Consider the following 19,371-nt stretch of genomic DNA (forward strand, 5'->3'; position numbering starts at 1 on the left):
TTCCCGCCGCCGTCGGCCGGCGGCTAGACTGCGGCCAACGCCACGAAGAAACTCACCTGAGGGAACGTCATGCCCGAGACCTTTGCGGTTGCCGGGGCCGGCCTGATCGGCCGGGCCTGGGCCATCGTCTTCGCCCGCGCCGGCCATTCCGTGCGCCTGTGGGACGGCAATCCCGAGGCGCTGGCCGCCTCGCTGCCGCTGCTGCGCGCCAATCTCGACGACCTGGAGGCCCAGGGCCTGATCGACAGCGCGGAGGAAGTCACGGCCCGGGTAACGGCGGTGGACACGCTCGGTGATGCCCTGGAGGGCGCGCGCTGGATGCAGGAATGCATCGCCGAGACGGTGGAGGCCAAGCGCGGCCTGTTCGAGGAGGCCGATCGCTATGCCGAGCCGGACGCCATCCTCGCCTCCTCGTCGTCGTCCATCACCGCCTCGAAATACACCGAGGCCCTGCCCGGCCGCCTGCGTTGCCTGGTCGCCCATCCGGTGAACCCGCCCTATCTCGTCCCCCTGGTGGAGCTGTGCCCCGCCCCCTGGACCGACCCGGCGGTGATCCAGCGGGCACGTCAGGTCATGGATTCGGTCGGCATGGTGCCGGTCGCGGTGAACAAGGAGGTGGAAGGCTTCGTGCTGAACCGCCTGCAGGGCGCGCTGCTGGCCGAGGCGTTCAAGCTGGTCGCCGACGGGGTGATCTCCACCGACGACCTGGACAAGACGGTGAAGGACGGGCTCGGCCTGCGCTGGTCCTTCATGGGGCCGTTCGAGACCATCGACCTGAACGCCCCCGGCGGCGTGGCCGATTACTGCGCGCGCTACGGCGGCATTTACGAACGCCTTCAGGCCGAACAGGCGGAGGTCCGGGTCTGGGACGCCGACACGGTCAAGCGGATCGAGGGTGAGCGGCGCAAGGTGCTGGGCGCGGACGATCTCGCCACCCGCCAGGTCTGGCGCGACCGCCGGCTGATGTCCCTGCTGAAGCACAAGCAGGCCGCCACCGACGAATTCGGCGGCTGACGGCGCCATGAGCGACGCCCTGGACACCTCACCGGCGGCGGTGCGCCGCCGGCTGACGATCTCCGATTCCGACCGCGCGGCCTACGGCATTCCCGAGGACTGGCAATCGGGCATGGCTCGGCTGGTGGAATGGGCCGACGTGGACGCCTTCGCCCATGCAAACCACACGGCTTTCCTGCTCTGGTTCGAAGCGGCCAGGAACCTGTACCTGGAATCGGTCGGCATTCCGCGCCACGCGGTCGACAAGCCGGGGCCGGTGATGATGACCCTCACCACCCGCTACCTGAAGCCGCTGGCCTATCACGACCCGGTCTTCGTCACCGCCCGGGTGAAGTCGATGCGGCGCACCTCCTTCGTCATGGAGTATGCCGCCTGGGGCAAGGACGGCTGTGCCTGCACCTGCGAGGCGCTGCTGGTGCTGATGGTCAATTCAACCGGAGAGAAGGTGGCGATCCCCGAGGATGTGCGCGCGGCGATCCGCGATCTGGATGCGCCGGACGAGCAGTGAGGAAACACCAATGACCGACACGCCCCAGACCCATGCCGGCCGCGTCGCCGTCGTCACCGGCGGGGGCTCCGGCATCGGCCGGGCGATCGCCGAGGCGCTGGCCACCGCCGGCGCGCTGGTCGCCGTGCTCGACGCCAACGGCAATGCGGCGGAGGAGACCGCGGGCGCCCTCGCCGGGGCCGGTCACAAGGCCATGGCGGTGACCTGCGACGTCGCCCGCTGGGAGGACATGGAGGCCGCCGCCCACGAGGTGACGGCCGGGCTCGGCGTGGCGGATATCCTGGTCAACAATGCCGGCATCTCGCCCAAGCACACGGGCAAGCCGGCACCGACCCTGGAGATGGATCCGGCGGAATGGGCCCATGTGCTGGCGGTGAACCTGACCGGCGCGTTCCACGGGGTCCGGGCCTTCGGGCCGGGCATGGCGGCGCGCGGCTGGGGCTCGATCGTCAACCAGTCCTCGGTCTCGGCCAAGCGGCATCTGGATTTCGTCGGTGTGCACTACCCGGCGAGCAAGGCCGGGCTGATCGGCCTGACCAAGCAGCTCGCCGGCGAGCTCGGGCCGTCGAACATCAACGTGAACGCCCTGGCACCGGGCCGGATCGAGACGCCCTTGATGCGCGGCGTCGACCCGGCGGTGAACGAGGCGGCCCGGCAGGACACGCCGATGCGCCGGCTCGGCCAGCCGCAGGACGTGGCGGCGGCAGCACTGTATCTGACCTCGGAGGCGGGGCATTTCGTGACCGGCCAGGTACTGGATGTGGCCGGTGGGTGGATGATCTCGTAACCCAAGTCAGGATCAAGACGCCCCCTTCCCCGTCATCCCGGATGACCCCGGGCTCGACCCGGGGGCAGGCCGGGACCCAGCACCGGCGCCGGAAGCACGGTCCCGGCCCATCCCCGGATCAAGCCCGGGGCTGTCCGGGATGACGGGTGTGAAAGGCTTATGGGAACGCGCCCTACTGCAGCGGCACTTCGTTGAAACTCCGCAGCTTACGGGAATGCAGCTTCTCCGGCGGCAGCCCGCGCAGGATCTCCATCGCGCGGAAGCCGATATCCAGGTGCTGGGCGACCTGGCGGCGGTAGAAGTCGTCGGCCATGCCCGGCAGCTTCAACTCCCCGTGCAGCGGCTTGTCGGACACGCAGAGCAGTGTCCCGTAGGGCACCCGCATGCGGAAGCCGTTGGCCGCCACCGTCGCACTCTCCATGTCCAGGGCGATCGCCCGCGACAGACTTAAAGCCCGGTCCGGCTCGCGCTGGTCGCGCAGCTCCCAGTTCCGGTTGTCGGTCGACGCCACCGTGCCGGTGCGCATGATCCGCTTCACCCCCACCGTGTCGAGCCCGGTGATGTCGGCCACCGCCTGTTCCAGGGCGAGCTGCACCTCGGCCAGCGCCGGGATCGGCACCCAAACGGGCAGGTCGGCGTCGAGCACGTGGTCGTCGCGGTGATAGGCATGGGCCAGCACGTAGTCGCCCAGCCGCTGCATGTTTCTCAGTCCGGCACAGTGGCCGAGCATCAGCCAAGCATTTGGGCGCAGCACGGCCACATGGTCGGTGATGGTCTTCGCGTTGGACGGGCCGACGCCGATATTGACCATGGTGATGCCCTGGTGGCCCTCGCGCACGAGGTGGTAGGCCGGCATCTGCGGCGCGCGGGAGGCCACCGCGCCCAACGCCGTGCCGTCCGGCCGCAACACCCGGTCGCCCGGTTCGACGAAGGCGGTGTAGCCGCTGCCCTTCTGCTGCACCAGTTCCTCGGCCCGCTGGATGAAGCCGTCGATATAGACCTGATAGTTGGTGAACAGGACGTAGTTCTGGAAATGCTCCGCCGAGGTGCCGCAATAGTGCCGCAGGCGGTGCAGCGAATAGTCGACCCGCGGTGCGGTGAACAGCGCCAGCGGCAGGGCGTCGCTTGGTGTGTGATCGACCTCGCCGTTGACGATGCAGTCGTCCATCACCCGCAGGGACGGCATGTCGAAATGCCGCTTCAGCCGCGACATCGCCGCGCCGTCGAAGCCGTCGCCCACCGTCATGCCGTCGGGAAAGGCGAAGGGCAGCGGGATCGGCAGCTCCGACAGCCCGACCTCCAGCGGCCGGCGGTGGTTCTCCAGGATGGCGCCGAACTGCTTGGTCAGATGGGCGGCGAACAGGTCGATGCGGGTGAAGGTCCCCTCGTACACCCCGGACTCGTCGGCGAAGCCGAAGGCGCCGGTCGACAGCGGCCCGCTGTCGTCATCGGTCACCGTCAGACGGACCATCGGATAGGTGGCCCGGGCCCGGCCCGTCATGGTCCCGGCCTCGAAATCGTGAAACGCCGCCTGCAGCCGCTCGATCTCGCCGCGATACAGCCGGTCGAGCTCCGCGACCACCGCCTCGGCGGTGTCGAAGCCTGCGGTTTGGCCCGCTGCAGAGCGGCCCTCTGCGGAGCGGCCCGCCGGGGAGCGGCCCGGTTCGGGATGGTCGGGTGCGGTCATGGCTCCCTCCGTCGCTTGCCCGTCGCCATATTCCTGCCGCGCGGGTAGCATTGCTTGGACATAGTGATAGCGCGATTCCGCGCGCGACGGGAGGACAGGATGGGTGACTTGGGCAAGCTTGGCGATATGGCGGGCCGGCTGTTGAAGGCGCGGGGCGAGACCATCGCCGTGGCCGAGTCCTCCAGTGGCGGGCTGATCTCCGCCTGCCTGCTGGCGGTGCCCGGGGCGTCGGCCTATTTCGTCGCCGGCGGCGTGATCTACACCCACAAGGCGCGCGAGATCTTCACCGATATCGAGTTCGAGCAGCATCCGGGCATGCGCTCCTCCTCCGAGCCCTACGCGGCGCTGCTGGCCGAGACCATGCGCCGGCGGATGGAGACCACCTGGGGCCTGGCGGAGACCGGGGCGGCCGGGCCGCTCGGCAACCGCTACGGCGACGCGGCCGGCCATACCTGCATCGCCCTGTCCGGGCCGGTGACCCGGGTGTTCACCCTGGAGACCGGCGACCGGCACCGGGAGCCGAACATGTGTCGCTTCACGGAAGCCGCGCTGGACGCTCTGGTGGAAGCCCTCGACCAGCCGATGACCGCCTGAGCCGTCCAGCATGACCGCCCTGCTCCGCGCCTACGACATCTGGCCCGACGGCCGTGCCGCCGTGCTGACCGGACAGGATCTGGCCAGACCCGTCCCCGACGGCGCCTGGCGCTGGGTCAACCTGCTGCGCACCGAGGCCGACGTGGCCGAGATCCTGACCACCCTCGGCCTGCCCGAGGCGGCGATCGAGGCCCTGCTGGTGGAGGAGACAAGGCCGCGCGCCTGGAACGTGGGCGGGCGCACCCTGATGGTGCTGCGCGGCGTGAACCTGAACGAGGAGATCGGCGACCACCCGCTGATCGCCCTGCGCATGAGCGTGTCGGAGCGCAAGGTCGTGACCTGCCGCAAGTTCCGCTTCCGCGCCCTGGAGGATCTGGTGAACCGCTGCGAGGCGGGCAACGCCCCGCCCTCCCCGGCCGCCTTCGTCACCGACCTGATCGAGGGCCTGTCGAACCGGTTCGATGCGCGGATCATCGACCTGGACCAGCGGCTGGAGGCGATCGACCAGGCGTCCGGGCCCAACCGGGAGGACGATCTCGCCGGCCTGCGCCGGGACCTGCTGCCGCTCGGCCGCTTCATGACGCCCCAGCGCGAGGCGCTGAGCCGGCTGGGCCAACTCGCCCAGGGATGGGCCACGCCGGAGGATCTGGCCGCGATCGCCGACTGCGAGAACGAGTTCGTGCGTCAGATCGAGCATCTGCGCGAGATCGAGAGCCAGGCGGCCCTGCTGCGCGACGATCTGGCGGCGGAGACGGCCGCGACCCAGGCGCGCCACACCTATCTGATCACCATCCTGGCCGCCCTGTTCGTGCCGCTGAGCTTCATCACGGGGCTGCTGGGCATGAACGTGGCCGGCATTCCGGGCGCGGACACGCCGTATGCCTTTCTGCTCGTGCTTCTGCTGATGGGGGGCAGCTTCGCCGCCGGTATCGGCGTGCTGAAATGGCGCGGCTGGATCTGAGGGGCGCCACCCCCGGATAAGCTCCGGGGGCGACGGGCGACCGTTACAGATCGATCTTGTTCTCCAGGCTCTCCCCGCCGGCGAAGCGGACGGCGTTGGCAAACATCTCGCGGAACTTGCGGCGCATGATGTCCTGGGTGCCGGGCGCATTATGCGGGGTCAGCACCACGTTGCGGAACTTGGCGAAGGGCGACGGACCGACCACCGGCTCGATCTCGAACACATCGAGGCCCGCCCCGCCCAGATGCCCGCTTTCCAGCGCCTCCAGCAGCGCCGGCTCGGCCACCACCGGGCCGCGGGCGCAGTTGATCAGGATCGCCCCCGGCTTCATCGCCGCAAGCTGCGGCGCATCGATCATGTGATGGGACAGCTCGGTCAGCGGCAGGTGCAGGGTGATGAAGTCGCTGGTGGCGACCAACTCCTCGAAGCTCACCCGGGTGACCCGCAGGTCGTGCTCCACCGCCGGATCCATGTCGAGCAGGTCGTGATAGACCACCTCGCAGTCGAACGGCACCAGACGCTTGGCCACCTGCTTGCCGATCCGGCCGAGGCCGACGATGCCGACCCGCGAGCCGCCGAGACCGCGCGCCTCCGCCCGGAAGGTGTTGGAATGCCAGCGCCCGGCCCGCAGCTCGCTGTCCTGGAACGCTAGCCGACGGCCGGTCGCCAGCATCATCATCAGCGCGTGTTCGGCGACGCCCTCCGGCGTGCCGCCCGGGGTGATCGCCAGCGGGATCTGCCGGTCGCGGATCGCCTTGGTCGCCACCGTGTCGTGGTAACCCACCCCCTGGTGCAGCACGAGGCGCAGCTTGGGTGCGGCGGCCACATCCGCCTCGGTCAGACGCCGGGCGCCGACCATGATCACCTCCGCCTCCGCCAGCTTCGCCGCCAGTTCCGCCGGGTCGTCGCTGTCGAGGTAATCCACGATGAAACCCTCGGGTTTCTCGCCCTCGATCAAAGTCCGCAGCTTGTCGTCGGCGGGCACGAAGTAGAGGATGCGGGAAGTCATTAAGCGTCTCCGGAGTAAGGGGATGCGCGATCCTATCGAGGAAAAGGGAGAATTGTCATGACCTTGTCGATGCGGCGCCTGAACCCGGTGATCGGGACCGAGATCAGCGGGATCCAGGTCACGCGCGACCTCGGCGACAACGCGTTCGGCGAGCTGTACCAGGCCTGGCTCGACAGCGGCGGGCTGCTGGTTCTGCGCGACCAGGAGCTCGAACCGGAAGACCAGATCGCCTTCTCGCAACGCTTCGGCGAGCTGGATCCGCTCAAGGGTCAGACCGTGGAACCCTACCTGCTGCCGGGTCACCCGGAAATCTACCGGGTCTCCAACAAGGTCAAGGACGGCCAGAAGCTCGGCCGCCAGCGCGCCGGCACCTACTGGCACTCCGACAACAGCCACAAGGAGCGCGCCGCCAAATGCTCACTGCTCTACGGCATCGAGGTGCCGCCCTATGGCGGCGACACCCAGTTCGCGGCGATGACCCGGGCCTGGGACGAGCTGTCCCCGACCTTCCAGAAGATGATCGAGGGCCTGCGCTGCGTGCACGATTTCGAGAAGGCCAAGTCCGGCAGCTTCAAGAATGAGACCGTCACCGACAGCCACCTGAACGCCACGCCGGCGATCAGTCACCCGCTGGTGCGCACCCATCCGGAGACCGGCCGCAAGTGCCTGTTCCTCAATGCCGGCGTGGTGACCCATATCGAGGGCATGTCGGTGGAGGAGAGCCAGCCGATCCTCGACTACCTCTACCGGCACTGCACGCGGCCGGAATTCGTCTACCGCCACCAGTGGCGCAAGGGCGACCTGCTGGTCTGGGACAACCGGTCGACCATGCATTACGCCGTCGCGGATTACGACGGCGTGGGCGACCGCTATATGCATCGCACCACGGTGTTCGGCGACCGCCCGGTCTGACCGACATCCCTCGTACCGGGGCGTAAGCGCGCGCTTACGCGGGCGTCCGTACGCGCCGGTGCGATGGCGGTCCGGGGGTCGGGCCTTCAGCTTTGGGGGATAGGCACACGGCGTGCCTGCCCCGCCCCCAACCTGGAGACCGACGATGATCCGTACCACCCTTCTCGCCGCGAGTTTCGCCGCCGTGCTGGCGACCGCCGCCTTCGCCTCCGACCTCACCCTCGGCACCGTGCTCGGCACTACGCCGGAAGCGGTCTCCGCCGCGCTGACCGAGGCCGGCTACACCGTCCAGAAGCATGAGCGCGAGCATGGCCGCATCGAGGTCAAGGCAACCCGCGAAGGCAAGCGCTACGAGATCAAGGTCGACGCCACCTCCGGCGCCGTGACCGCCATCGAGCTCGACGACTGATGGCCGTCGCCGAGCCAATCGCGGCATCGGGTCCCAGTTGGGACCCGATCGTCCGCATCACCCATTGGAGCGTGGCCACCGCCATCGTCATCAACGGCCTGATCGACGAGGGCGGATCGACCCTGCATATCTGGATCGGCTACGGCGCGCTGGCGATGCTGGTCCTGCGGCTGCTCTGGGGCTTCATCGGCCCGGCGGAGGCCCGCTTCTCGTCCTTCCCGTTCAGCCTCTCAGCCGCCATCGACCACCTGACCAATGTCTTCTCCGGTCACCATAAGACCCACCGCTCGCACAACCCGGCGGGCAGCGTCATGGTCTATGCGCTGTGGGGCATGCTGACCCTGACCGCCGCGACCGGCGTGATCCTGGAAACCGAGCCCTTCCCGGTCGAGCACCGCCAGCAGGCTATGGCCCAGGTCGACAGCCATGAGGACGGGGAGGAGAACGAGTTGGAGGAGATCGTCGAGGAGACCCACGAGATCGCCGCCAACCTGCTGCTGATCCTGGCCGCCCTGCACGTGGCCGGTGTCGCGGTGGAGTCGCGGCTCTCGGGCCGGAACCTGGTTCGTGGCATGATACGCGGCCAGCCGACCAGCCGGAGCCAAGAGTGACGCCAGCCCAGGATGCACCTCAACAACCACCGGAAACATCGGCTGTCGCCCCGGCAGACCCGGGGCGGAGGGCCATGGCGCTGGCCGCCCTGCTGGTGCTGCAGACCCTGTGCACGGTGTTCTTCGTCGCCGATGTGGTCGGCGACCTGATCCTGGACGGACCGGACCTGCACGTGGTCTTCGAGGCGGCGGTGGCGGCGGCCCTGGGGGTGGGCGTGGTCTTCGCCGGGCTGGAGATGCGCCGCACCCTGGAACGCTCGCGCCGGGCGGAGGCGGCGGTGTCGGTTGCGTCGGGCGCCTTCGCAGAGCTGATCGCCGGGTATTTCGAGCGCTGGAGGCTCACCCCGGCGGAAGCCGACGTGGCGCTGTTCGCGCTGAAGGGCTTCGACGTGGCGGAGATCGCCGAGCTGCGCGGGTCCGCGGCCGGAACGGTGCGCGCTCAGCTCACCCGCGTCTATGCGAAAGCCGGGGTGTCGAACCGCACGCAACTGCTCGCGATCTTCACCGACGACCTGCTGGCCGGCGCCCTACCGGGCCTGGAGCGGCGATCAGCCCTCAGTTCGGCGTCCGACGGGGGGCCGGCATAGCCGACGCAACCTCTTCGATCCGCTCGCATCTGACGGTGATCTCTCCAAGCTCGAACGACCCGTAAGCCCGTTCCAGCGCGCCGCCGGCGACCAGATAGCCCAGCCGCTCGCACGCATCCTTGTTTTCCAACGTGGCCACGTTCGTCCGGTAGGTGCAGACGTCACCGTTGAGCGAACAGACCACGATCATTGCCAAGTGCCACATGTGGAAAAGCGTGCGCGCACCTGGTGCGCACGTCAAGCGCACTTTGTGCGCTTCATGGCAATTTCATTACAGACAAATCGTGACGTTATCCACACCCCGCCCGGCGGCTACATCCGGAACAGCGCCTCGACCTTCTTCTTCAGCGCCTCGGGCGAGAAGGGCTTGACCACATAGGCGTCGACATCGAGCTCCCGGGCCTGCAGCACCGCGTCGGTCTGCTTGCGGCCGGTCAGCATGATGAACTTCAGGGGCTGGTGATACATGCGCACATAGCGCAGCAGCTCGATGCCGGAGATCGTCGGCATGTTCCAGTCGGAGATCACGAGCTGGAAGCTGCCGCGCTCGCTGTCCAGCGCCTTCACCGCCTCGGCACCATCGCGGCAATAGACGATGTCGGTGATCCCGGCGAGGCGCAGGGCGCCGCGGGCGAGCTTCGAGGCCATCTCCTCGTCCTCGGCGAGGAGAACCCGCAGGCCCGAAAAATTGCGTCCCAGTTCCGTCATGCGGTTGCGTCCATCTTTCCTAAGCGTCTTCCGTGACAGCGATCCGGCGCAGATGCCCGGCCAGCAGTGCCTGCCCCTCCGCGATCAGCGCTGGCAGACGGTCGCTGGCCGCACCCGCGCTGCCGGTATCGCCCGCCTCGGTGTCGCGTTCAATCCCTTCCGCAAGCCGCCAGACCGCGCGCAGGCCGACCGCCCCGGCCCCGCTCTTCAGCTTGTGGGCCGCATCGGCCCAGGCGGCGACGTCTCCGGCGGCACGTGCAGCGGCGATCTCCACCAGCGCGTCCAGGGCCATTCCGTCGAAGTCGCGGGCCATCTCCTCGGCAAAATCGGCGCCGAGCTGGTCGCACAGCCGGTCGATCAGGACCGGCTCGAACGGCGCCGCGCCGCGCTCCAGGATGGTGGCCGCGTCGTCTTCGTCCTCCCCGTCGGGATCGTCGAAGAGGTCGTCTGTCTCTGCCGTCTCCTCCACACCACCGGTCACGGCGGCCAGGGTCCGGTTCAGGACGCGCGGGTCGATCGGCTTGGGCACGGCCGCGTTCATGCCGGCCTCGAGGCAGGCGCGGATCTCGTGATCCATCGCCCCGGCGGTCGCCGCGACGATCGGCACCGCAGCGGCCGGACCGTCGAGCGCCCGGATCGCCCGTGTCGCTTCCAGGCCACCCATCTGCGGCATGTGCAGGTCCATCAGCACCACGTCGAAGCTGCCGCCGCGGACGGCGTCCACCGCCGCCAGACCGGTCTCCACGACGGTCACGCTGTGCCCCTCGCGGCCGAGCAGACCGCGGGCGACCTGCTGGTTGACGACATTGTCCTCGGCCACCAGAACCCGCAGCGGGCGCAGGGCGACCTGGCTGTAGGCCACCGTCTCGTCCACGGCCACGCCTTCCGGAAGGTCGATCTCGACCCGGAAGGTGGAGCCCTGACCCACGGCGCTGGTGACGGTCAGGCTGCCGCCCATGCGGTCGACGATGCGCTTGGCGATCGACAGGCCGAGGCCGGTGCCGCCGAACTTACGGGCGACCGAGGCGTCGGCCTGGGCGAAGTCGCGGAACAGCCGGCCCTGGCTCTCCGCGTCCATACCGATGCCGGTATCGATCACCGACAGGACGACACGGCCGCTTTCCCCGCGCTCCGCGACCAACCGCACGGAGCCTTGCTCGGTGAACTTCACCGCGTTGCCGACCAGATTCAGCAGCACCTGCCGCAGCCGGCCGGGATCGCCGACCAGATAGCGCGGCACGTCCTCGGATATCTCCGGCGACAGGATCAGCCCGCGCTCCGACGCGCGGCCCTGCATCAGCGACACCGCGCCCCGGATCACCCGGTGCAGGTCGAAATCCACCGCCTCCAGATCGAGCCGTCCGGCCTCCAGCTTGGAGTGGTCGAGGATGTCGTTGAGGATCGTCATCAGGCTCTCACCCGATTCCAGAACCGTGCGGGCGGTGTCTCGGGCGGCCGGGTCCAGGTCGCTGTCCATCAGCAGCCGGGTCATGCCGATGACGCCGTTCATCGGGGTGCGGATCTCGTGCGACATGATCGCCAGGAACTCGGACTTCGCCCGGGTCGCGTCCTCGGCCCGGTCCTTGGCCTCGCGCACCTCGGCCATGGCGGATTTGAACACCGCCAGTGCGGAGGCCATGGCGCCGATCTCGTCGCCGCGGCCGAGATCGGGCACCGCCACCTCCCCATCACCGGCGGCGAGACGGGTCATGGCGTGCTCCATGCGTCCCAGCGGGCGCACGATGGTGCGGGCCAGCAGGATGGCGATCGCCACGGCGAGCACCAGCACGCCGGCGATCACGCCCATGGTCCAAAGCTTGGTCTGCTCGATCAGCCGTTCGGCCTCCAACCAGAACCTGAAGCCGCCCGACGCCGCGACCTCCACCAGGATCTCCAGGTTGAGGGCGATCTCCTCGGCCAGTACCGCCTCCGGTTCGGTCCGCCAGGCTTCCAGCCCGTCGCGGATCATGCCCAGAAGTTCCGGCACGGCCGCGTCGCTGGAGCGCTCTTGCACCACGGCGAGGTCGGAGAGCAGATCGTCCCAGCGGGTGTCGCGGTCGGTCTCCGCATCGGCCCGGCGCAGGACGGCGAAGTTCACCTGGGCGGAGCGGGCATGGTTGATCGCCTGGAGCGGCTGGTCGTAGAGCCGCTGGGCGAGGTCGCCGAGCGACCATGTGGCGGTCAGCGCGACGGCGGCCAGCGCGGCGGCGGCGACCACTGCCCCGAGAAAAGCGCCGACCAGCTTCCAGCGAATGGAGATCCGATCGAGCATCGCGCCTCACCTGTTGCAGGACGGAGTAAGGATATCACGGGAGGGGGTGGTGCGCTCGGAAGCGGTCACCAACACCCAATCACTCCCCGGCCTTGTGCCGGGGTCCACGTCCAGGATCGCTCCTCAGTATCCGCCCTCGCGCCGACGGCCCGAAACCGCTTGCGGGTGGACCCCGGCACAAGGCCGGGGAGTGCTCAAATTTGATCGGACGAGCGCCAAAGCGAACGCCCCGTCACAGAACCGCGCCGCCTCCGCTTACTCCACCGTCACGATCAGCTTCATCTTCGGATGGATCTTGCACAGGACCTCGACGGTACCCGGCTGATCGAGGGTCACGCGGGTGGTCTCGCCGCGGGTCTGCACGCCGGTGTTGAAGGTGCTGCCCGGCGTCTCGGAATAGACGTTGTGGTCGTAGAAATCGTCGTTCAGGAAGGCGATGCTGTCGCCCGCCGCCACGGTGATCTCTCCCGGGCGGAACGAGCGGTGTTTCTGCACCACCTCGTGTTCCGCCGCGGCCCAGGCGATACCGGCACCGACTCCCGCGCCGATAGCGGTCCCGAGAACAACGGCGCAAACGGCCGGAGCGATCCTGCCACTCATGATATCGGTCCTACCCACACTACAACTGAAGGCAGCAGTGTAGCCTACGTCCCGCATCTGCGAAACGGCACCGACGGTACGGTTCCGGCAATGTGATCGGCGCGACCAGGTCGACGAGGACGGGGTCGATGCAGGCGGGGCCGGAGCCCCGCCCTGCAGGATGCGATCTAGCCGTCGAGCTTCTTGCGCAGCAGCTCGTTGACCATGCCCGGGTTCGCCTTGCCCTGGCTCTTCTTCATGGTCTGGCCGACGAAGAAGCCGAACAGCTTGTCCTTGCCGCCGCGGTACTGCTCGACCTTGTCGGCGTTCTCGGCCAGGACCTCGTCGATGATGCCCTCGATGGCGCCGGTGTCGGAGACTTGGCGAAGGCCCTTCTCCTCGACGATCTCGCCGGCCGATTTGCCGGTCTCGAACATCTCGGCGAACACCTCCTTGGCGATACGCCCGGAGATCGTGCCGTCTCCGATCAGGTCGACCAGCCCGCCGAGCGCATCGGCCGAGACCGGGCTGTCGACCAGGTCCTTGCCGGCCTTGTTCAGCGCGCCGAACAGTTCGGAGATCAGCCAGTTGGCGGCGATCTTCGGATCGCGGCCCTTGGCCAGCTTCTCGTACCAGTCGGCGGTCGCCCGCTCCTCCACCAGGATCGCCGCGTCATAGGGCGACAGGCCGAAATCGGCGATGAACCGCGCCTTCTTCACATCCGGCAGTTCCGGCAGGTCGGCGCCGAGCGCGTCGACGCGGGCCTGGTCCAGCACCAGCGGCAGCAGGTCCGGGTCCGGGAAATAGCGGTAGTCGTGCGCGTCCTCCTTGGAGCGCATCGAGCGGGTCTCGCCGCGGCCGGTGTCGAACAGCCGGGTCTCCTGGTCGATCTTGCCGCCGCTCTCCAGGATCTCGATCTGGCGCCGCGCCTCGTACTCGATCGCCTGATGGATGAAACGCACCGAGTTCATGTTCTTGATCTCGCAGCGCGTGCCCAGCGGATCGCCCGGCTTGCGGACCGACACGTTCACGTCGGCGCGCATCGAGCCTTCCTGCATGTTACCGTCGCAGGTGCCGACATAGCGCAGGATCGAGCGCAGCTTCTTCACGTACAGCCCGGCCTCCTCCGGCGAGGAGAGATCCGGCTTGGAGACGATCTCCATCAGCGCCACGCCCGACCGGTTCAGGTCGATATAGGTCTTCTGCGGATGCTGATCGTGCAGCGACTTGCCGGCGTCCTGCTCCAGGTGCAGCCGTTCGATCCCGACCGACTTGGTCGAGCCGTCCGGCAGATCGAGCAGCAGCACGCCCTCGCCGACGATCGGGTCCTTGTACTGGCTGATCTGATAGCCCTGGGGCAAATCGGCGTAGAAGTAGTTCTTGCGGTCGAACACGCTGCGCAGGTTGATCTGGGCCTTCAGCGCCAGACCGGTGCGCACCGCCTGCTCCACGCATTCGCGGTTGATCACCGGCAGCATGCCCGGCATGGCGGCGTCGACCAGACTGACCTGGGTGTTCGCCTCGGACCCGAACTTGGTGGAGGACCCGGAGAACAGCTTGGCCTGGGAGATCACCTGGGCGTGCACCTCGAGGCCGAGCACGACCTCCCACTCGCCCGTCTCACCCTGGATGCGATACGGCTCGGTCATCGCTCAGCCCTCCCGCACCATGGCCGGCACGGCGGAGAAATCCGCCGCCCGCTCCAGCGCCCGGCCGACCCGGACCACGGAACCCTCGTCGAACATCCGTCCCAGCACCTGCAGCCCCATGGGCAGGCCGCGCGCGGACAGGCCGGCGGGCACCGAGATGCCGGGCAGGCCGGCGAGACTGGCGGGCACGGTGAACACGTCTTGCAGGTACATCTTGACCGGATCGTCCTCGTTCTCGCCGATGGCGAAGGCATCCGACGGCGCCGTCGGCGTCAGGATGGCGTCGACCGTCTCGAAGGCCTGATCGAAGTCGCGGCGCAGCAGGGCGCGGACCTTCTGGGCCTTCAGGTAATAGGCGTCGTAATAGCCGGCGGAGAGCACATAGGTGCCGATCAGCACCCGGCGCTGCACCTCGTCGCCGAAGCCCTCGGCCCGGGTGTTGGCGTACATCTCGGCCAGGCTGTCGCCATCGACCCGCAGCCCGTAGCGCACGCCGTCATAGCGCGCCAGATTGGACGAGGCCTCCGCCGGGGCGATGATGTAGTAGGTCGCCAGCGCGTATTTGGTGTGCGGCAGGGAGATGTCGACGATCTCGGCCCCTTCCGCCTTCAGCCAGTCGATACCCTGCTGCCAGACCTTGGAGATCTCCTCCGGCAGGCCCTCGACCTTGTATTCGGCCGGTACGCCGATGCGCATGCCCCTCACGCCCTGGTCCAGCGCCGCCGACAGGTCGGCCATCGGCTCGCCCGCCGAGGTCGAGTCCTTCGGGTCGTGGCCGGCCATGGTCTGCAGCAGGATCGACGCGTCTTCCACCGTGCGGGCCATCGGCCCGGCCTGATCGAGGGACGAGGCGAAGGCGACGATGCCCCAGCGCGAGCAGCGGCCGTAGGTCGGCTTGATCCCGACGATGCCGGAGAAGCTGGCCGGCTGACGGATCGAGCCGCCGGTATCCGTCCCGGTCGCGGCCAGAGCCGAACGCGCGGCGACGACCGCGGCCGAGCCGCCGGACGACCCGCCCGGCACCCGCTTCTTGTCGGGCTCGTCGGTCGAGCGCCAGGGGTTCTCCACCGGGCCGTAATAAGAGGTGACGTTGGACGAGCCCATGGCGAACTCGTCCAGGTTGGTCTTGCCCAGCAGCACGGCGCCGGCGTTCCACAGGTTCGTGGTCACCGTCGACTCGTAGGGCGGGATGAAACCGTCGAGGATGTGGCTGGCGGCCGTGGTCGGCACGCCCTCGGTGCAGAACAGATCCTTGATGGCGAGCGGAATACCCTCCAGCGCCCCGCCCTCGCCCTTGGCCAGGCGCGCATCGGCCTGCTCGGCCATCTGCAGCGCCTTGTCCGGCGTGGTGGTGATGTAGGCGTTCAGCGCCGACGTCGCCTCCATGCGGGCGATATAGGCCTTGGTCAGCTCGGTGCTCGATATGTCCTTGGCGGCGAGCTTGGCCTTGGCTTCCGCCAGGCTCAGGTCCAGCAGATCGGTCATTATTCGACAACCTTCGGCACGACAAAGAAACCATGGGCGGATTCCGGCGCGTTGGCGGTCACCCGCGCCTGATACCCGCCATCGGTGACCGCGTCCTCGCGTTGCGGCAGGGTGTGGCCGGTCACGCTGGCGAGCGGTTCGACCCCGGAGGTATCGACCTCGTCGAGCTGCTCGACGAAACCGAGAATGGCGTTCAGATCGCCGACCATCGCCTCCAGGCGGTCGTCAGGTACCTTGATCCGTGCGAGGTTCGCGATTGACGCGACAGTGGCCTTGTCGAGCGACATGGGCTAAGACCGTCCCAGTTATTCTCAGGAGCGCGAAAAACGGCGGATTTCCGCCGTTTGGAAGCGCGGAAGCTAGCACCGCCCATGCCCATCTGCAAGCCCGGCGACCTTGTTCGCCTTCTCGCCCCCGGCGCCCGCCTCATCGGCCTCGATTTCGGCTCGAAGACGATCGGTATCGCCATCTCAGACGCCGCCCTGCGGGTGGCCGCCCCGGTGACCACGATCCGGCGCAAGAAGTTCTCGGCCGATGCCGACGAACTGATCAAGATCGCCGAAGGCCGAGGTGTCGGCGGCTTCGTCGTCGGTCTGCCGCTGAACATGGACGGCACCGAGGGCCCGCGCTGTCAGTCGACCCGCGACCTGACCGAGGAACTGCTGAAGCGCCACGACCTGCCGACCATCTTCCAGGACGAGCGCATGAGCAGCCAGGCGGTCGAGCGGGCGATGATCGCCGAGGACCTGAGCCGCAAGCGGCGCAGCGAATCGATCGACGCGGCGGCGGCCGCCTACATCCTGCAATCGGCGCTGGATGCGCTTTGAGTGCCCTGCTTCCGGTCTTCGGCCTGATCGTTCTCGGCGCGGTTCTGGCGCGGATCGGGCCGCTTTCGGATGACGGCTGGCGGGCGGTGGAGCAGCTCACCTACTGGCTGCTGCTGCCGGCCCTGCTGCTGCTGAAGCTCGGCGGCACCGATCTCTCCGACTACACCGTCGGCCCCATGGTGATCGCCATGGCCGGCGCGGTGATCATCGCCACCGCTTTCCTGCTGGCGATCTACCGGCTCACCGGCATCGGCGGCCCGGCCTATACCAGCGTCATCCAGGGGGCGATCCGGCAGAACACCTATATCGGCGTGGCCAGCGTCGGCGCGCTCTACGGACCTGCCGGCGAGGCGCTGGCCGCCGTCGGCATCGCCGCGGTGATCCCGCTGGTGAACTCCATCTCCATCTGGGTGCTGACCCGCATGGCCGGGCGCGAGCCGGTGACCGGGCTGCGGGTATTCTGGGCGATGCTGAAGAACCCGATCTTCGTCGCCTGCATCCTCGGCATCGCGCTGAACGCCAGCGGCATCGGCCTTCATCCGATGATCGCCGAGGGTCTGGACAAGCTGGCCGGCGGGGCCCTGGCGCTCGGACTGCTGGCGGTCGGGGCGGGGCTGCGGTTCGCGGTGCTGAAGACCGGCTGGCCGGCGCTGCTGCTGTCGAACGCGGTGAAGCTGGTGGCGATCCCGGCGCTGACCCTGGCGCTCGCGGTGCCGCTGGGACTGACCGGCGTGCCGTTGGCGGTCGCGGTGCTGTTCAACGCGCTGCCGAGTTCCGCGTCGTCCTACGTCTTCGCCCGGCAGCTGGGCGGCGACCACGAGCTGATGGCGGCGATCCTGACGACCCAGGTGATCATGGCGGCGGTCACGCTGCCGGCGTTCCTGGCGCTGGTTTGATCCGCCCTAAAGCACCACAGAGGCGAGCATGATGACGGTCGCGAAGAAACCGACGGCCCAGACGACCGTGCGAAGCCACGGAACGCCGAACCAGTAGAGCGGAACATAAACGACCCGCGCGACGATATAGGCGAGCGCGCAGGCCTCCGTCATCGCTGCGGACGTGCCGGAGAAGGTCACCGCCACGGCCGCCGCTGAGAACAGGACCAATCCCTCGATCTGGTTCTGGAAGGCCCGCTGCAGGCGGGCAGCCATTCCGGTTATCTGACGCGGCTCGTCCCGCGCCGACGCGAGATACTGCGGACCGAGCTGAAGGTTGGCATAGACGGCCAGCAGCACGAGCTGCCCGGCCGCCAGGAGGCCCGACCAAGCGAGAACCCGGATTTCAAAAGGAATGGTCTCCATGTTCCCCTCCAGTCTTCGCTCGGAACGAGCGGCCCCGACACCCCGGTCCCCACACCGAACCGAGGTGGACCGATTCATTTTATGAAATGAGCCGACATTGCTCTGCAAGCAAGGCTGATCTAACCAATGCTCTCCGCTGACCGCCGAGGCCGACCATGACCGCTCCCGCTCCCGCAATGGCGCCGCCCGCCACCCCCATGGCCCTCGACGGCATCCGCATCGTCGATGCCTCGCGCGTGCTGGCAGCCCCGATCGCGACCCAGACCCTGGGCGATCTCGGCGCCGATGTGATCAAGATCGAGCGGCCCGGCACCGGTGACGACATCCGGCGCTGGGGTCCGCCCTTCCTGAAGGACAGCGACGGCAATGACACCACCGAGAGCGCCTACTATCTCGGCACCAACCGGAACAAGCGCTCGATCACCCTGGATTTCACCCAGCCCGAAGGCCGCGAGATCCTGTTCAAGCTCCTGGAGAACGCCGACGTCTTCGTGGAGAACTACAAGGTCGGCGACCTCGCCCGCCACGGCCTCGCCTACGACCAGATCCGGGAGCGCTTTCCCCGCCTGATCTACGCCAGCGTCACCGGCTTCGGACAGACCGGTCCCTATGCGCCGCGCCCGGGCTACGACCTGCTGGCCCAGGCCATGGGCGGCATCATGAGCGTCACCGGGGACCCGAGCGGCCAGCCGACCAAGGTGGGCGTCGCCATCGCCGACATGATGACCGGCATGTATACCACCAGCGCCATCCTGGCCGCGCTGCGCCACCGGGATGCGACCGGCCGGGGCCAGCAGATCGACGCAGCTTTGCTCGACACCCAGGTCGCCTGGCTTATGAACCAGGCGATGAACTATCTGGTCGGCGGCGTGGTGCCGGGACGACTCGGCAACGCCCATCCGAACGTCGCGCCCTACGAGGTGTTCGCCAGCGCCGACGGCTTCGTCATCGTCGGATGCGGCGCCGATCGCCAGTTCCATGCCTTCCTGCAGGTCGCCGGCCGACCGGAGCTGGCCGAGGACCCGCGCTTCGTCGACAACAGCGCGCGCCTCGCCAATATCGACGCGCTACGCCAGGTGATGGGCGAGATCGTCGCCACCCGCACCACCGACGCGTGGGTTTCGGACCTGGAGGCGGTCAAGGTGCCCTGCGGCCCGGTGAACACCATCGACCGGGTCTTCGCCGACCCGCAGGTCCAGGCCCGCGGCATGGCGACTTCCATCCCCGGCCACGCCCTCAACCCGGAGGGCGTGCCGGCCGTCGCCTATCCGCTGAAGCTGTCGGAAACCCCCGCCACCTATCGCCGTCCGCCCCCGATTCTCGGCCAGCACACCGACGAGGTGCTGACCGGCGAGCTCGGACTCGACGCCGAGGCGGTCGCCAAGCTGCGGGAGGCAAAGGTGATCTGACAGTCGCCGCCGGTTTCTCTCGGGCGCGGTTGCCCGCGCGGCCAACGAGGCATATACAGCCC

Annotated in this window: 22 protein-coding genes; 12 read left to right on the plus strand and 10 right to left on the minus strand. The window is 68.4% G+C overall.

The genetic code is table 11. The annotated features are described in order from the left end of the window. The first annotated feature begins 69 nt into the window (after nucleotides 1-69). The 3 genes from BLS34_RS21610 to BLS34_RS21620 are packed head-to-tail and all read left to right on the plus strand — an operon-like array spanning nucleotide 70 to nucleotide 2,309. On the plus strand, nucleotides 70-1,014 hold the full coding sequence (locus BLS34_RS21610) for a 3-hydroxyacyl-CoA dehydrogenase (RefSeq protein WP_093153781.1): 945 nt from the start codon (nucleotides 70-72) through the stop codon (nucleotides 1,012-1,014). 7 nt (nucleotides 1,015-1,021) lie between these two features. Then, on the plus strand, nucleotides 1,022-1,522 hold the full coding sequence (locus BLS34_RS21615; RefSeq protein ID WP_093153784.1) for an acyl-CoA thioesterase: 501 nt from the start codon (nucleotides 1,022-1,024) through the stop codon (nucleotides 1,520-1,522). A gap of 10 nt (nucleotides 1,523-1,532) precedes the next feature. Then, nucleotides 1,533-2,309: an SDR family NAD(P)-dependent oxidoreductase gene (locus BLS34_RS21620; protein ID WP_093153787.1), complete on the plus strand. Its 777-nt coding sequence runs from the start codon at nucleotides 1,533-1,535 to the stop codon at nucleotides 2,307-2,309. 172 nt (nucleotides 2,310-2,481) lie between these two features. Here BLS34_RS21620 and BLS34_RS21625 read toward each other — a convergent pair whose 3' ends face one another. Continuing rightward, nucleotides 2,482-3,996 (minus strand): AMP nucleosidase, encoded by a 1,515-nt coding sequence (locus BLS34_RS21625; protein ID WP_093153789.1) that lies wholly within the window; start codon nucleotides 3,994-3,996, stop codon nucleotides 2,482-2,484. Between the two features lie 99 nt (nucleotides 3,997-4,095). Between BLS34_RS21625 and BLS34_RS21630 the strand changes: the two genes are divergently transcribed. Both BLS34_RS21630 and BLS34_RS21635 read left to right on the plus strand, forming a co-directional pair. Continuing rightward, nucleotides 4,096-4,590, plus strand: a complete 495-nt coding sequence (locus BLS34_RS21630) for a CinA family protein (RefSeq protein WP_093153792.1) — start codon at nucleotides 4,096-4,098, stop codon at nucleotides 4,588-4,590. Nucleotides 4,591-4,600: 10 nt separating this feature from the next. Next, a complete protein-coding gene (locus BLS34_RS21635; protein ID WP_093153795.1) occupies nucleotides 4,601-5,551 on the plus strand; it encodes a CorA family divalent cation transporter in 951 nt (316 codons plus the stop codon). A gap of 43 nt (nucleotides 5,552-5,594) precedes the next feature. Here the strand turns inward: BLS34_RS21635 and BLS34_RS21640 are convergent, their stop codons facing one another. Next, entirely contained in the window at nucleotides 5,595-6,560 is a 966-nt protein-coding gene (locus BLS34_RS21640; protein ID WP_093153797.1) for a 2-hydroxyacid dehydrogenase, read from the minus strand. A 57-nt stretch (nucleotides 6,561-6,617) separates the two neighbouring features. Here BLS34_RS21640 and BLS34_RS21645 point away from each other — a divergent pair, with 57 nt between their 5' ends. The 4 genes from BLS34_RS21645 to BLS34_RS21660 all read left to right on the plus strand — a co-directional run bounded on the left by BLS34_RS21645 (nucleotide 6,618) and on the right by BLS34_RS21660 (nucleotide 9,079). Continuing rightward, the gene (locus BLS34_RS21645; protein WP_028792541.1) at nucleotides 6,618-7,472 is read left to right on the plus strand and encodes a TauD/TfdA dioxygenase family protein; all 855 of its coding nucleotides are present in this window, start codon (nucleotides 6,618-6,620) and stop codon (nucleotides 7,470-7,472) included. 145 nt (nucleotides 7,473-7,617) lie between these two features. Beyond that, nucleotides 7,618-7,881 carry a PepSY domain-containing protein gene (locus BLS34_RS21650; RefSeq protein ID WP_038012966.1) on the plus strand — a complete coding sequence of 88 codons (264 nt, stop codon included), beginning with the start codon at nucleotides 7,618-7,620 and terminating at the stop codon, nucleotides 7,879-7,881. After that, nucleotides 7,881-8,492, plus strand: coding sequence for a cytochrome b/b6 domain-containing protein (locus BLS34_RS21655; RefSeq protein WP_093153800.1), 612 nt, complete (start codon nucleotides 7,881-7,883; stop codon nucleotides 8,490-8,492). Before BLS34_RS21650 ends, BLS34_RS21655 begins: the two co-directional genes overlap by 1 nt. Nucleotides 8,493-8,566: 74 nt before the next feature. Continuing rightward, the gene (locus BLS34_RS21660) at nucleotides 8,567-9,079 is read left to right on the plus strand and encodes a helix-turn-helix transcriptional regulator (RefSeq protein WP_051243395.1); all 513 of its coding nucleotides are present in this window, start codon (nucleotides 8,567-8,569) and stop codon (nucleotides 9,077-9,079) included. Here BLS34_RS21660 and BLS34_RS21665 read toward each other — a convergent pair. The 7 genes from BLS34_RS21665 to gatC form a co-directional block, all read right to left on the minus strand. Beyond that, on the minus strand, nucleotides 9,048-9,269 hold the full coding sequence (locus BLS34_RS21665) for a hypothetical protein (protein ID WP_139189422.1): 222 nt from the start codon (nucleotides 9,267-9,269) through the stop codon (nucleotides 9,048-9,050). The genes BLS34_RS21660 and BLS34_RS21665 overlap by 32 nt on opposite strands. 122 nt (nucleotides 9,270-9,391) lie before the next feature. Continuing rightward, nucleotides 9,392-9,787: a response regulator gene (locus BLS34_RS21670; protein ID WP_028792545.1), complete on the minus strand. Its 396-nt coding sequence runs from the start codon at nucleotides 9,785-9,787 to the stop codon at nucleotides 9,392-9,394. 19 nt (nucleotides 9,788-9,806) lie between these two features. Then, nucleotides 9,807-12,059 carry an ATP-binding protein gene (locus BLS34_RS21675; protein WP_093153802.1) on the minus strand — a complete coding sequence of 751 codons (2,253 nt, stop codon included), beginning with the start codon at nucleotides 12,057-12,059 and terminating at the stop codon, nucleotides 9,807-9,809. Nucleotides 12,060-12,314: 255 nt separating this feature from the next. Then, the gene (locus tag BLS34_RS21680; RefSeq protein WP_169400799.1) at nucleotides 12,315-12,659 is read right to left on the minus strand and encodes a cupredoxin domain-containing protein; all 345 of its coding nucleotides are present in this window, start codon (nucleotides 12,657-12,659) and stop codon (nucleotides 12,315-12,317) included. 167 nt (nucleotides 12,660-12,826) lie between these two features. Further along, nucleotides 12,827-14,287, minus strand: a complete 1,461-nt coding sequence (gene gatB, locus BLS34_RS21685) for an Asp-tRNA(Asn)/Glu-tRNA(Gln) amidotransferase subunit GatB (RefSeq protein WP_093153807.1) — start codon at nucleotides 14,285-14,287, stop codon at nucleotides 12,827-12,829. A gap of 3 nt (nucleotides 14,288-14,290) precedes the next feature. After that, nucleotides 14,291-15,772: an Asp-tRNA(Asn)/Glu-tRNA(Gln) amidotransferase subunit GatA gene (gene gatA / locus BLS34_RS21690; protein WP_028792548.1), complete on the minus strand. Its 1,482-nt coding sequence runs from the start codon at nucleotides 15,770-15,772 to the stop codon at nucleotides 14,291-14,293. Beyond that, complete coding sequence (gene gatC, locus BLS34_RS21695; RefSeq protein ID WP_028792549.1) at nucleotides 15,772-16,059, minus strand: Asp-tRNA(Asn)/Glu-tRNA(Gln) amidotransferase subunit GatC; 288 nt, start codon at nucleotides 16,057-16,059, stop codon at nucleotides 15,772-15,774. The genes gatA and gatC overlap by 1 nt, the downstream gene beginning before the upstream one ends. An 84-nt stretch (nucleotides 16,060-16,143) precedes the next feature. Between gatC and ruvX the strand changes: the two genes are divergently transcribed. Both ruvX and BLS34_RS21705 read left to right on the plus strand, forming a co-directional pair. Then, nucleotides 16,144-16,599 carry a Holliday junction resolvase RuvX gene (ruvX, locus tag BLS34_RS21700; RefSeq protein WP_028792550.1) on the plus strand — a complete coding sequence of 152 codons (456 nt, stop codon included), beginning with the start codon at nucleotides 16,144-16,146 and terminating at the stop codon, nucleotides 16,597-16,599. After that, entirely contained in the window at nucleotides 16,596-17,495 is a 900-nt protein-coding gene (locus tag BLS34_RS21705) for an AEC family transporter (protein ID WP_038012971.1), read from the plus strand. Before ruvX ends, BLS34_RS21705 begins: the two co-directional genes overlap by 4 nt. A 6-nt stretch (nucleotides 17,496-17,501) precedes the next feature. Here BLS34_RS21705 and BLS34_RS21710 read toward each other — a convergent pair whose 3' ends face one another. Beyond that, on the minus strand, nucleotides 17,502-17,900 hold the full coding sequence (locus BLS34_RS21710; protein ID WP_093153810.1) for an MAPEG family protein: 399 nt from the start codon (nucleotides 17,898-17,900) through the stop codon (nucleotides 17,502-17,504). Between the two features lie 155 nt (nucleotides 17,901-18,055). On the opposite strand from BLS34_RS21710, the gene BLS34_RS21715 reads away from it, so the two are divergent. Next, nucleotides 18,056-19,309 carry a CaiB/BaiF CoA transferase family protein gene (locus BLS34_RS21715; protein WP_245702121.1) on the plus strand — a complete coding sequence of 418 codons (1,254 nt, stop codon included), beginning with the start codon at nucleotides 18,056-18,058 and terminating at the stop codon, nucleotides 19,307-19,309. Nucleotides 19,310-19,371 lie beyond the last annotated feature (62 nt).

It is taken from the genome of Thalassobaculum litoreum DSM 18839 (assembly GCF_900102465.1).
GTDB lineage: Bacteria > Pseudomonadota > Alphaproteobacteria > Thalassobaculales > Thalassobaculaceae > Thalassobaculum > Thalassobaculum litoreum.

What these genes read in the sequence shown, in the direction of transcription:
- BLS34_RS21610 (WP_093153781.1), top strand. Translation starts at nt 70, where the DNA reads ATGCCCGAGACCTTTGCGGTTGCCGGGGCCGGCCTGATCGGCCGGGCC.
- BLS34_RS21615 (WP_093153784.1), top strand. Translation starts at nt 1,022, where the DNA reads ATGAGCGACGCCCTGGACACCTCACCGGCGGCGGTGCGCCGCCGGCTG.
- BLS34_RS21620 (WP_093153787.1), top strand. Translation starts at nt 1,533, where the DNA reads ATGACCGACACGCCCCAGACCCATGCCGGCCGCGTCGCCGTCGTCACC.
- BLS34_RS21625 (WP_093153789.1), bottom strand. Translation starts at nt 3,996, where the DNA reads ATGACCGCACCCGACCATCCCGAACCGGGCCGCTCCCCGGCGGGCCGC.
- BLS34_RS21630 (WP_093153792.1), top strand. Translation starts at nt 4,096, where the DNA reads ATGGGTGACTTGGGCAAGCTTGGCGATATGGCGGGCCGGCTGTTGAAG.
- BLS34_RS21635 (WP_093153795.1), top strand. Translation starts at nt 4,601, where the DNA reads ATGACCGCCCTGCTCCGCGCCTACGACATCTGGCCCGACGGCCGTGCC.
- BLS34_RS21640 (WP_093153797.1), bottom strand. Translation starts at nt 6,560, where the DNA reads ATGACTTCCCGCATCCTCTACTTCGTGCCCGCCGACGACAAGCTGCGG.
- BLS34_RS21645 (WP_028792541.1), top strand. Translation starts at nt 6,618, where the DNA reads ATGACCTTGTCGATGCGGCGCCTGAACCCGGTGATCGGGACCGAGATC.
- BLS34_RS21650 (WP_038012966.1), top strand. Translation starts at nt 7,618, where the DNA reads ATGATCCGTACCACCCTTCTCGCCGCGAGTTTCGCCGCCGTGCTGGCG.
- BLS34_RS21655 (WP_093153800.1), top strand. Translation starts at nt 7,881, where the DNA reads ATGGCCGTCGCCGAGCCAATCGCGGCATCGGGTCCCAGTTGGGACCCG.
- BLS34_RS21660 (WP_051243395.1), top strand. Translation starts at nt 8,567, where the DNA reads ATGGCGCTGGCCGCCCTGCTGGTGCTGCAGACCCTGTGCACGGTGTTC.
- BLS34_RS21665 (WP_139189422.1), bottom strand. Translation starts at nt 9,269, where the DNA reads ATGATCGTGGTCTGTTCGCTCAACGGTGACGTCTGCACCTACCGGACG.
- BLS34_RS21670 (WP_028792545.1), bottom strand. Translation starts at nt 9,787, where the DNA reads ATGACGGAACTGGGACGCAATTTTTCGGGCCTGCGGGTTCTCCTCGCC.
- BLS34_RS21675 (WP_093153802.1), bottom strand. Translation starts at nt 12,059, where the DNA reads ATGCTCGATCGGATCTCCATTCGCTGGAAGCTGGTCGGCGCTTTTCTC.
- BLS34_RS21680 (WP_169400799.1), bottom strand. Translation starts at nt 12,659, where the DNA reads ATGAGTGGCAGGATCGCTCCGGCCGTTTGCGCCGTTGTTCTCGGGACC.
- gatB (WP_093153807.1), bottom strand. Translation starts at nt 14,287, where the DNA reads ATGACCGAGCCGTATCGCATCCAGGGTGAGACGGGCGAGTGGGAGGTC.
- gatA (WP_028792548.1), bottom strand. Translation starts at nt 15,772, where the DNA reads ATGACCGATCTGCTGGACCTGAGCCTGGCGGAAGCCAAGGCCAAGCTC.
- gatC (WP_028792549.1), bottom strand. Translation starts at nt 16,059, where the DNA reads ATGTCGCTCGACAAGGCCACTGTCGCGTCAATCGCGAACCTCGCACGG.
- ruvX (WP_028792550.1), top strand. Translation starts at nt 16,144, where the DNA reads ATGCCCATCTGCAAGCCCGGCGACCTTGTTCGCCTTCTCGCCCCCGGC.
- BLS34_RS21710 (WP_093153810.1), bottom strand. Translation starts at nt 17,900, where the DNA reads ATGGAGACCATTCCTTTTGAAATCCGGGTTCTCGCTTGGTCGGGCCTC.
- BLS34_RS21715 (WP_245702121.1), top strand. Translation starts at nt 18,056, where the DNA reads ATGACCGCTCCCGCTCCCGCAATGGCGCCGCCCGCCACCCCCATGGCC.